Annotated in this window: 10 protein-coding genes; all 10 read right to left on the bottom strand. The window is 61.3% G+C overall.

The annotated features are described in order from the left end of the window. Window positions 1–29 precede the first annotated feature (29 nt). Window positions 30–761, bottom strand: coding sequence for a conjugal transfer protein TrbF (trbF, locus tag EN955_RS31490; RefSeq protein ID WP_024502856.1), 732 nt, complete (start codon window positions 759–761; stop codon window positions 30–32). After that, window positions 762–2084, bottom strand: a complete 1323-nt coding sequence (gene trbL, locus EN955_RS31495) for a P-type conjugative transfer protein TrbL (protein ID WP_024502855.1) — start codon at window positions 2082–2084, stop codon at window positions 762–764. It abuts the gene before it with no gap. A 33-nt stretch (window positions 2085–2117) separates the two neighbouring features. Continuing rightward, complete coding sequence (gene trbJ, locus EN955_RS31500; protein WP_024502854.1) at window positions 2118–2843, bottom strand: P-type conjugative transfer protein TrbJ; 726 nt, start codon at window positions 2841–2843, stop codon at window positions 2118–2120. Further along, window positions 2840–5290, bottom strand: a complete 2451-nt coding sequence (gene trbE / locus EN955_RS31505) for a conjugal transfer protein TrbE (RefSeq protein WP_024502853.1) — start codon at window positions 5288–5290, stop codon at window positions 2840–2842. The genes trbJ and trbE overlap by 4 nt, the downstream gene beginning before the upstream one ends. Next, a complete protein-coding gene (locus tag EN955_RS31510) occupies window positions 5284–5556 on the bottom strand; it encodes a VirB3 family type IV secretion system protein (RefSeq protein WP_024502852.1) in 273 nt (90 codons plus the stop codon). Before EN955_RS31510 ends, trbE begins: the two co-directional genes overlap by 7 nt. Further along, window positions 5556–5864 (bottom strand): TrbC/VirB2 family protein, encoded by a 309-nt coding sequence (locus EN955_RS31515; protein ID WP_024502851.1) that lies wholly within the window; start codon window positions 5862–5864, stop codon window positions 5556–5558. Before EN955_RS31515 ends, EN955_RS31510 begins: the two co-directional genes overlap by 1 nt. Window positions 5865–5876: 12 nt before the next feature. Next, a complete protein-coding gene (gene trbB, locus EN955_RS31520; RefSeq protein WP_024502850.1) occupies window positions 5877–6845 on the bottom strand; it encodes a P-type conjugative transfer ATPase TrbB in 969 nt (322 codons plus the stop codon). After that, on the bottom strand, window positions 6842–7255 hold the full coding sequence (locus tag EN955_RS31525; RefSeq protein WP_024502849.1) for a CopG family transcriptional regulator: 414 nt from the start codon (window positions 7253–7255) through the stop codon (window positions 6842–6844). The genes trbB and EN955_RS31525 overlap by 4 nt, the downstream gene beginning before the upstream one ends. Window positions 7256–7371: 116 nt before the next feature. Next, window positions 7372–9396 (bottom strand): conjugal transfer protein TraG, encoded by a 2025-nt coding sequence (locus tag EN955_RS31530; protein WP_024502848.1) that lies wholly within the window; start codon window positions 9394–9396, stop codon window positions 7372–7374. Between the two features lie 220 nt (window positions 9397–9616). Further along, a partial coding sequence (locus tag EN955_RS35180; protein ID WP_206523769.1) for a hypothetical protein occupies window positions 9617–9984 on the bottom strand: 368 nt, incomplete at its 5' end.

Below are 9984 nucleotides of genomic sequence, written 5' to 3' on the forward strand. Positions count from 1 at the left end.
GGATCAGCACGGCACGAATCGGTGACATTTTACCTTTCATTGGTGGACTCCGTCGGAGAAAGGGGGGCTGGGACGGCGCTGTCGAGCTCGCGTGACCAGTCAATGGCATTGATGAAGACGCCGAGCGGATTCTTGCGCAGCTGATCCGTATTGCTTGGCGAGCGGATCACGATCGTGAGGATCGCAGTCCAGCGCATCGTGCTGGCAAGGCTTCCGCGCTCAAACACCTGCTCGGTCCATTTGACCTGGAATGAACTTTCGGAGGCTCTGACCACGCTGGTGACCTGTACCGAAACACTGCGCGTTCCGATCTGACCGAAGGGGTCGTTCGCCTTGGCGTATTCGTTGAGGAAGAGCGCTGCGCGATCGCTAGCAAAGTCGTACGCTGCCAACCAGTTCTGCCGTACCAAAACCGGATCGGTGGAAACGGAACGGACATTCTGGATGAAGCGGCCGAGATGCCAGGCGATCTGAGCATCCGAGGGCTCATAATTCCGGATCGCCGGCGCGACGGCGTGCGTCTCGCCGAAGCCATCGACCTCGACGACATAAGGCACGACACGGCTTTGCATCGACTGCCATACGAGTCCGCCGGAAAGCCCGGTCGCCAAGGCCAGGCAGCCAAGGGCCATGATCCGCCAGTTCCTGGCCTGCAGTCGAGATGAGCCGATGCGCTCGTCCCACAGCTGGGCGGCTTTTTGATACGGCGTGACCGGTTCGGGTGTTTTGCCGTAACGGTGCACGGGTCGCTTGAAGAGCATCTAGTCATCCTTGTCGTTGAGAGAGGGGTTGGCGCTGCCTCCCGGCCGGTCTCCGTCTCGGACAGCTTGCACGGCAGCGTGGCGATTTGCCCGGGCGGTCTGTTCAGAACGTAGGCGCCTTGCCCACGTCGGCGCCGAAACAGTGGCCGAACCGGCAGAGCGTTCGGTCATTGACGCTGTCGGCGCGCCGCCGGTCGCGGTCCACGCGGCATCGCGCCCGGCATCGGCGTTGCGCCCAACACTTGCAGTGGCGGATCGCGCTATGCGTATAGCGGCGCCGCCAGCTGCACTGGTTACACCATGCATTCCAGCAGCCACACCGGAGAGGCCAGCGTCGGGCGAGGTTGCGCGCCCGATCTGCCATGACGTGGAAGCAGCCGATCCCATTGTTGTGCCGGCTCGGATGGCGGCGAGACCGCCGCTGGTTGCCATACGCGCGCCAGCAAATGCTGTGCCTCCAGCAACGAGTGATACACCCGCTGCCGCCGCGGTCGTGCCGAGGGCGGCGCCCGCCCCAAGCTGCGGTGCGCCTGAGACAAGACCCGACGCGATCCCCGGCCCAAAAATGCCAAGGCCAAGCAGTGCCAGTGCGCCCAGTACCTGGGACATGGCACCGGCAAGATCCGGCTCCTTGCCTTGCAATGCGGAAGCGAACTCCCCGAAGAGCGTGGAGCCGATACCGACAATGACGGCGAGCACCATCACCTTGATGCCTGACGAGATAACATGGCCGAGCACGCGTTCGGCCAGGAACGCTGAACGGTTCCAAAGTGCGAATGGAACCAAAACAAAACCTGCCAGCGTGGTGAGCTTGAACTCTAGGATGGTGATGAAAAGCTGGATGGAAAGGATGAAGAAGGCGATGATGACCAGGAACCAGGCCATCAGCAGCACGAAGATGGTCAGTGCGTTGCCGAAGATTTCCGGGAAGCCCAGGAGCTGACTGGCTTGGTCAAGCATTGGCCAAGCACCTTCGAAACCGGTCGCGGCAATGCGGCCCGGGCGCAAGAGATTGTCTGCCGACAGATTGCCGGCCGACGCCTTAATCCCGAGACCGGCAAAAGAACGATAAACGATATCGGCGAGGTTCTTGAAATTGTTCAGAATGAAGGCGAAGACGCCAACATAGAGCACCTTGCGGACAAGCCGGCCGAGAACGCTGGTTTCGTCGCCGAGCGCCCACGCCAGGCCGGCAAGTGTGATGTCAATGCCGATCAGAATGGTAGTGAGGAAGGCGAGGTCGCCCGATAGCAGACCGAACCCGCTGTCGATGTAGCGGATGAAGGTCTCCATGAAGCGATCGATGACGCCAAGGTCGTTCATGCCGCTGCCTTTCTCGTCGTGATGAACTCGTGATTAATTGCCGGGATAAGCCGAGCCGGTACCCAAGAATCGCTTCGTCATCTCGCGGGCGGCTTCGTCTGACTGGGCCTTGCGGGCGGCATCCTCGGCCTCAGCTCGAAACTGCGTTGCGAGCAGCGTCTGGATCTGCATCTGCTGTTTTGTCGAAAGCGCCATCAGCTGGTTGGTGGCCTGGCTTGCCTGAAGCGCACCGGCCGCCCCTTGGCTGCGGTTGACGAGATCGGCGAGCAGATCGCCGTCGGCGCGGACGTTCTCGACGATTTGCGACTGGACACCCATGGTCTGGCGGAACGCCTGCATGGCGGTTTGCCAACGCTCCCGCGCAGCACTCGCCACATCGCTGACTTTGATCGTGGCGTCGTAGCTTTCCGGATATTGGCTGCGCCACTGGTCTTGAAGCTTGCCCAGATCAAAGCTGAGGCCACTCGCCTGGTCCATCAAGCCGTCGATGCGATGGAGCGAACCGGTGAGTTGGCCAACGGAAGAGAAATCCAGACGCTGAAGATTGCGCGCCATGTTCTGCAGCATGGTCGCCTGATTCTGCAGCGACTGGATCTGGTTGTTGATCTGCTCCAATGCGCGCGCGGCCGTCAGCACGTTCTGCGCATAATTGGACGGATCGAACACGATAAGGGCGTAGGCGGGCTGCACATAGTCGGCCATAGGCTTGGCGATCAGGGAAACGGTGATCAGGCCGGAGAGAAGGCGTCGCCGCATCATGAGAATTGCTCCTTGTCTGGTTGAGGGAATTGCTTGAGAAGTTCGCCGGCCCAATCGAGGCCGCGCGCGATCAGGAACTGCGAGGCAAAGCTGCCTTGCCCGTCTTCGGACATGATCCTGTCGATCAGAGTCTGCGTGGCCGGATCGGAAGCACCGCAAAGCGCAAGAGCGATGGGGCCAAGCTCGAGCTCGAACAGACGGTTGCCGCGGCGCGATTGCAGATAATACTGACGCTTCGGCGTGGCGCGGGCGATCAATTCGATCTGCCGCTCGCTTAAACCGAAGCGCTCGTAGGCTGTGCGCGCCTGGGGTTCCACGGCACGATCATTGGGAAGGAAAATGCGCTGCGGGCAGCTTTCGATGATTGCCGGCGCTATGCCAGAGCCCGCGATATCAGCCAGCGACTGCGTAGCGAAGACAACCGACACGTTCTTCTTTCGCAGCACCTTCAGCCATTCGCGGATGCGGGCGGCGAACAGCGGATTGTCGAGATAGACCCACGCCTCGTCGAGCATGATCAGCGTGGGCCGTCCGTCGAACCGTTCCTCAAGTCGCTGGAACAGATAGGTAAGCACTGGCAGCAAAGCGCCTTGGCTGTGCATTAACTCCTCGGTCTCGAAACACTGCACATCCGACAAGGCCAGCCCATCATGATCGGCATCGAGCAGGCGGCCGAAGGGACCATCGAGCGTGTAGGGCATCAATGCGGTCTTCAGCGCATTGGATTGAAGCAGGACCGAAAGACCGGTCAGTGTGCGTTCCTGCGCCGGCGCGGTGGCAAGGCTGGCCAGCGCTGACCAAATAGCCTCCTTCACCTCCGGCGTGACGGTGACGTTCTCGTGGGCAACAAGGCTGGCGATCCATTCGGCCGCCCAGCTTCGGCTAGCCTGGTCGTTGATGCTGCGCAGTGGCTGAAAGGCAAGGGAACCGTCCGCTCCTAGCGCGTGGTGTTCTCCACCCATGGCAAGTGTTGCAGCACGGGCCGAATTGCCTTTGTCGAAGACATAAACCTGGGCGCCGGCGTAGCGCCTGAACTGCAGAGCAATCAGAGCAAGCAGAACCGACTTGCCGGCGCCGGTCGGACCAACAACCAGCATGTGGCCGACATCTTCGACGTGGGTGGAAAGCCGAAACGGTGTCGACCCACTGGTCTCGGCAACGAAAAGCGGTGGCGCTTCGGTTTGGGTGACTTTCGCGAGATGCTCGTTTGTCGCAGGACCGGCCCAAACCGACGACAGCGGCATGAGATGGGCAAGATTCAATGTATGAACGAGCGGTTGGCGAACGTTAGCGTAGACATGGCCAGGCAATGAGCCGAGCCAAGCCTCGACCGCATTGACGCCTTCTCGGATCGTGGTGAAGCCGAGCCCATTGATGATGCGCTCGACCGCGCGAAGCTTCTCTGCAGCGGCTTGGCGATCCTCGCCCCACACCGTCACGGTGGTGGTGAGATAGCCGAAACTCACATGATCACCGCCCAATGCCTGAAGGGCTTCGTCGGCATCGAGCGCCTTGTTGTCGGCATCGCTATCGACAAGCGGGACCGGCTCGTTGGTAATGACCTCGCGTAGGATTGCCACGATCGACTTGCGCTTGGCAAACCACTGCCGGCGCAATCGCGTCAGCGTCTTCGTGGCTTCCGTTTTCTCGAGCGGAATGAAGCGCGTCATCCAGCGATAGGCGAAATCCTGATGATTGAGGGTATCGAGGATTCCGGGCCGGGTGAGGTTCGGAAAGCCGAGGATGGTCAGTGTGCGAAGATGCTGCTCACCAAGCATCGGCTCCAGGCCACCGGTAAGCGGCGCATCGACCAGGATTGCATCCAGATATATCGGCGTTTCCGGGGCCATGATAGGATGGCGACGAGGCGAAATCGTGCCGTGGAGGTAGGTCAACGTCTGAGCATCATCGAGGACGCGTACTTCGGACATGAAACCCGAGAAGAGATCGAGCACGCGGTTGGTCTCGTCACGGAACCTCGCCAGATCCTGGCGCCAGTCTCTTTCTCCTCGGGAATAATGAGAGTCGACGAGCGTGCTTTCTGCGCGCGCCTGGGCGTCCGGCGGTGGCATAAACACCAAGGTCAGATGATAGCGGCTCTCGTAGTGCGCTACCTTCCCCTCGAAAGCAGCGCGGCGTTCTTCGTCGACCAGCCACGACGCGGCGTCAGGAAAATGCGAGTTCGGATAGCCCAGCGCTTCTGTGCGCTCGGCCTCAAAGAACAATGCCCAGCCAGAGCCAAGGCGTCTGAGAGCATTGTTCGCCCGGGCGCAAATGCCGACGAGTTCAGCCTCCGTCGCACTTTCGAGATCCGGGCCGCGGAACCGCAACGTCCGCTGAAAGCTGCCGTCCTTGTTGAGCACGATGCCGGACGCAACCAAGGCAGCCCAGGGTAGATGGTCGGCAAGCCGGTCGGCTTTGCTTCGATATTCCGAAAGGTTCAGCATGCAAGCCACCCCTTCAGACGTAGGTGGCGCACAAGCACGCTGGCGAAGTCCGGATCGCGTCTTGCGGCAAACACCGCTAACGAGTGGCCTGCGATCCAAAGCACCAGACCAGCAATCCATTGCTGCAAGCCGAAGCCAATGGCCGCGGCCACTGTACCGTTGAGGATCGCCACCGCGCGCGGAGCCCCGCCGAGCAGGATCGGCTCGGTCAGCGCCCGGTGGACCGGTACTGCGAAGCCCTCGATATGCTGCTCCCCGGCGGCCATCAGACGAGCGCCCCACCACCGAAGGAGAAGAAGGAGAGGAAGAAGCTCGATGCCGCGAAGGCGATCGACAGACCGAAGACGATCTGAATCAGGCGCCGAAAACCACCGGCGGTGTCGCCGAAGGCAAGCGTCAGGCCGGTGGTGATAATGATGATGACCGCAACGATCTTGGCGACCGGTCCCTGGACGGACTCCAGGATCTGCTGCAGCGGCTGCTCCCACGGCATGCCTGAGCCGGCGGCATAAACCGGGGCCGTGATAAGAAACGCGAGCGCTGTGGACGAAAGAAAGCGAAGCTTCTTGCGCATGAGGAAGGCCTTTCAAAGCTGCTGGAGTTGCGAAAGCGTGAGCGGGGCAACGGCGTAATCGCCGCTGCCGTCGAGACCGGTGACCTCGGCGATTGCGTCGATGTGGCGCGACGAGCCGCGTCCCGCTATGAAGACGATCAGATCTATCGCCTCAGCGATGAGCCGGCGGGGAACGGTGACCACGGCTTCCTGGGCGAGTTGCTCAATGCGATAGAGAGCCGAGCGCGCGGAATTGGCGTGTACGGTAGCGATGCCGCCTGGGTGCCCGGTGTTCCATGCCTTCAGCATGTCGAGCGCTTCCGCGCCCCTCACCTCGCCCACGATGATGCGGTCCGGCCTGAGCCTCAGCGTCGAGCGCACGAGATCGGCAAGGGTGACCGAGCCCCGCCTTGTTCTCAGGGCAACGCAGTCCCTGGCCGCGCACTGCAGTTCGCGTGTGTCCTCGATCAGGATCACCCGATCGTCGCATTCGGCGACTTCAGCCAGCAGAGCGTTGGCGAGTGTTGTCTTCCCCGAGGAAGTGCCGCCGGCGATCAGCATGTTGCGCCGCTCGCGGACGGCCTTTTTCAGCGCATCGGCCTGCAGCGGCAGCATGATGCGTTCGGCAACATAGTCGGCCAGGGTGTAGACTTTCGCGGCGGGCTTGCGGATGGCAAAACATGGCGCCAACACCACAGGTGGCAGCAGGCCTTCGAAGCGTTCGCCAGACGGCAATTCGGCACTGACGATCGGGTTGTCGGCGTGCGCCTCGGCGCGCACGTGCGAAGCAACCAGGCGGATGATACGTTCTGCCTCGGACGGGTGCATGTGAACGTCGGTATCGACCCGACCTTCGCCTAACCGGTCGAGTCGCAGCGCGCCGTCGGGATTGACCATCACCTCGATGACGGACGGATCGGCCAGGGCTTCGGTGATTGCCGGACCCATGGCGGTGCGCAGCATGACACGCCGCCGGTGGTCGGCCTCGGGATGAGAGCTCATCCTTCCCCTCCCCCACCATTGTCTTTGCTAAGCGACTTTTTGCCGGAAGCGATCTGGCGGCCGACCTTCTCAACGAATTTCTCGAAACGCTCTTGGGCAATAGCCTGCGTTGATCGATCCGGGACCGGCGTGTGGGCGTGAAGGGTGATCGAAAAGCGGATGAAGAGCGCCAGGCTCTCCAGGATCACCTCGGAATCGCGCCTGACGTGGGCAAGATCGCGGGAGAGCCGGTCAAGCCTTACGCCGTAGCGCCGATCGAACTCGCTCTCGCCACGCCGCTCGATGAACGCCTCGATCGCCTTCGCCACGATCGCTGATTTGGTCGTTGACGGATCGCGACTGAGGTTGTCCAGTTTCTCGCTGAGCTCCGGCTCAAGCAGAAACTGATGGCGAATGCGGTGCGGCTTCATGCGGCTCGTTCCGACGGCCCGGCGTTGCGCCGGCGACGGGAGAAGCATCGGCCAGACGCTCAAAATTGCTTATGGCCGTTATCTACGCTGAGGTGCGCTCTGCAACTCAGCGGACTTCAGAAGCCGGGAATGACATCGTCGCCCCTGCCCTCGTTGATACCGTAGGCGCGGGCCGCAGTGGAAATCCGATCCATGACACGCTTGTCCGCGAGCGCTTCGCTGTCATCGTCTGCGGGCTTGTACAGATCGGCCTGATCGGGCTCTTGAGAGACAACAACGTCTTCTTCGGGCAGGCTTGGATGGCGTTGCTGCTGAACGCCTCCCTCGTCTTCAACTGGCGCGTCGGCGCTTTCCTCGTCCGCAGCAAGTCGGCTATCGACGCTGCACACTTGTCCAGTCCAGCCGTCCGGGCGTGATGCAGGGCAGTCCGCATAGGGTCCGTCGTGCAGCACCGGCGCAGGCAGCACCCGATCTGTGAAATTCTGATCCTGATAATAGCGCAGCTTCTTGGCGCGGATCGGCGGCAACCCAGAAACCAGGACCAATTCGTCTGACGGCGGCAATTGCATCACCTCGCCTGGCGTCAGGAGCGGGCGCGCGGTTTCCTGGCGGCTCACCATGACATGTGAAAGCCAGGGCGCAAGCCGATGGCCCGCATAGTTGCGCATCGACCTAAGTTCGGTTGCGGTGCCGAGGGCATCCGAGATGCGCTTGGCCGTGCGTTCGTCATTGGAGGAAAAGGCAATTCGCACGTGGCAATTGTCGAGAATAGCATTGTTCTCGCCATAGGCCTTTGAAACCTGGTTCAAAGATTGTGCGATCAGATAGGAGCGAATGCCATAACCTGCCATGAAGGCGAGCGCCGTTTCGAAGAAGTCGAGGCGACCGAGCGCCGGAAACTCGTCCAGCATCATGAGCAGCTGATGCTTACGGCTCTTCTTCGGGTCCCCCTCCAGACGCTCCGTCAACCGCCTGCCGATCTGGTTCAAGATCAGTCGCACCAAAGGCTTGGTGCGCGAGATATCCGAAGGCGGCACGACCAGATAGAGCGACAGCGGTCGCTCTCCATCCACTAGGTCAGCGATGCGCCAGTCGCAGGACGAAGTGGCCGCCGCGACCGTTGGATCACGATAAAGCCCGAGAAAGGACATGGCGGTCGAGAGGACGCCTGAGCGCTCGTTTTCCGACTTGTTCAGGAGTTCGCGGGCCGCCGAGGCCACTACGGGATGGACCTGAGGGTTATGCCCCGTCCCGAGATGGTTTGTCGTCATCATCCGCCGTAGCGTTGCGGCAAACGAGCGTTGCGGGTCCGACAGGAAGGTGGCGACGCGGGCAAGCGTCTTGTCCTCTTCAGCGTAGAGCACGTGCAAAATGGCGCCAACTAGAAGTGAATGGCTGGTCTTCTCCCAGTGGTTCCGTCGCTCCAGCGCGCCCTCGGGATCGACGAGGATGTCGGCGATGTTTTGAACGTCCCGGATCTCATCTGGGCCTTTGCGCACCTCCAGCAGCGGGTTGTAGCGTGCCGATCTCGGGTCGGTCGGATTGAACAGAAGGCAGTACGAGAATTTCGACCGCCAGCCGGAGGTCAACTGCCAATTTTCGCCTTTTATATCATGAATGATGGCAGACCCGGTCCAGGAAAGTAGCGTTGGAACAACCAGCCCCACGCCCTTGCCCGAACGCGTCGGCGCAAATGCCATGACGTGCTCCGGGCCGTCATGGCGCAGATAGCGATCGTTCAGCCTACCGAGGAAAACGCCCGCCGGCCGTAACAACCCTGCCGTCTCGACCTCATGAGTCGTGGCCCACCGTGAAGACCCATAGGTCGTAACCGACCCGCGCTGTCGCGCGCGCAAAAGCGAGCCTGCGATTGCGGCGGCACAGCCCAGGAATCCGCTGGCGCCTGCAAGCGTACCGGCTTTGTCGAAGACCTCCGGCGCATAAGCATCGAAGTGGAACCACCATTCAAACAGCTTCCACGGCTTGTAGATTGGCCAGCCGGCGAAGAGAAACCATGGTGCGCCGAGAGGCGTCTGGTAGGTCAGCATTTGAGCGCACCATTGGGTTGCCGTCCATACGCCGATAATGACAATTGCGCACACAACGGCGATCTGCCCGATCAGTAGCTTCGTAGGTGTCATCGGCTTGACCCGCTGAACAACGCGACCTAGCATCGCGCGGCGCAGCCGGGACAGGAATGTTCCTCACATACGATTTGGGAGCAATGAACGACTTCCTACGTATGCAGGTCGGTCAGCACGCGTGTTGCGCCTTCACGCGACACCATCCTCTCCATTCACCCTGAGGCCCGGCGCCGACGACAGTTGCGTGATCGCTCCTCCGCAAAGTTATCTTCTGCGTTCAGGGAGCCAGGGGCGCCTGGGCTGGCTGATGAACACCGTCCGCTCGCGCATGTGGGGTCGAATTGATTTGTGCCCAAGTGGAGGCAGGCTCATTTAACAGTTGCCGCAGTTCCCCTGGCTCGAACGCCATCATCGGTGGGGAAGCGGGTTCATCCTCCAACAGTTGCCGCAGTTCCTCTGGCTCGAACGCCATCATCGATGGGGAAGCGGGTTCATCCTCCAACAGCTGCCGCAGTTCCCCTGGCTCGAACGCCATCATCGATGGGGAAGCGGGTTCATCCTCCAACAGCTGCCGCAGTTCCCCTGGCTCGAACGCCATCATCGGTGGGGAAGCGGGTTCATCCTCCAACAGCTGCCGCAGTTCCC

This window comes from Mesorhizobium sp. M7A.F.Ca.CA.001.04.2.1 (genome assembly GCF_003998485.1).
GTDB classification, from domain to species: Bacteria; Pseudomonadota; Alphaproteobacteria; order Rhizobiales; family Rhizobiaceae; genus Mesorhizobium; species Mesorhizobium ciceri.

Bases quoted from the DNA above. Each gene is read 5' to 3' on its own strand.
- trbF (WP_024502856.1), bottom strand. From the start codon at position 761: ATGCTCTTCAAGCGACCCGTGCACCGTTACGGCAAAACACCCGAACCG.
- trbL (WP_024502855.1), bottom strand. From the start codon at position 2,084: ATGAACGACCTTGGCGTCATCGATCGCTTCATGGAGACCTTCATCCGC.
- trbJ (WP_024502854.1), bottom strand. From the start codon at position 2,843: ATGATGCGGCGACGCCTTCTCTCCGGCCTGATCACCGTTTCCCTGATC.
- trbE (WP_024502853.1), bottom strand. From the start codon at position 5,290: ATGCTGAACCTTTCGGAATATCGAAGCAAAGCCGACCGGCTTGCCGAC.
- EN955_RS31510 (WP_024502852.1), bottom strand. From the start codon at position 5,556: ATGGCCGCCGGGGAGCAGCATATCGAGGGCTTCGCAGTACCGGTCCAC.
- EN955_RS31515 (WP_024502851.1), bottom strand. From the start codon at position 5,864: ATGCGCAAGAAGCTTCGCTTTCTTTCGTCCACAGCGCTCGCGTTTCTT.
- trbB (WP_024502850.1), bottom strand. From the start codon at position 6,845: ATGAGCTCTCATCCCGAGGCCGACCACCGGCGGCGTGTCATGCTGCGC.
- EN955_RS31525 (WP_024502849.1), bottom strand. From the start codon at position 7,255: ATGAAGCCGCACCGCATTCGCCATCAGTTTCTGCTTGAGCCGGAGCTC.
- EN955_RS31530 (WP_024502848.1), bottom strand. From the start codon at position 9,396: ATGACACCTACGAAGCTACTGATCGGGCAGATCGCCGTTGTGTGCGCA.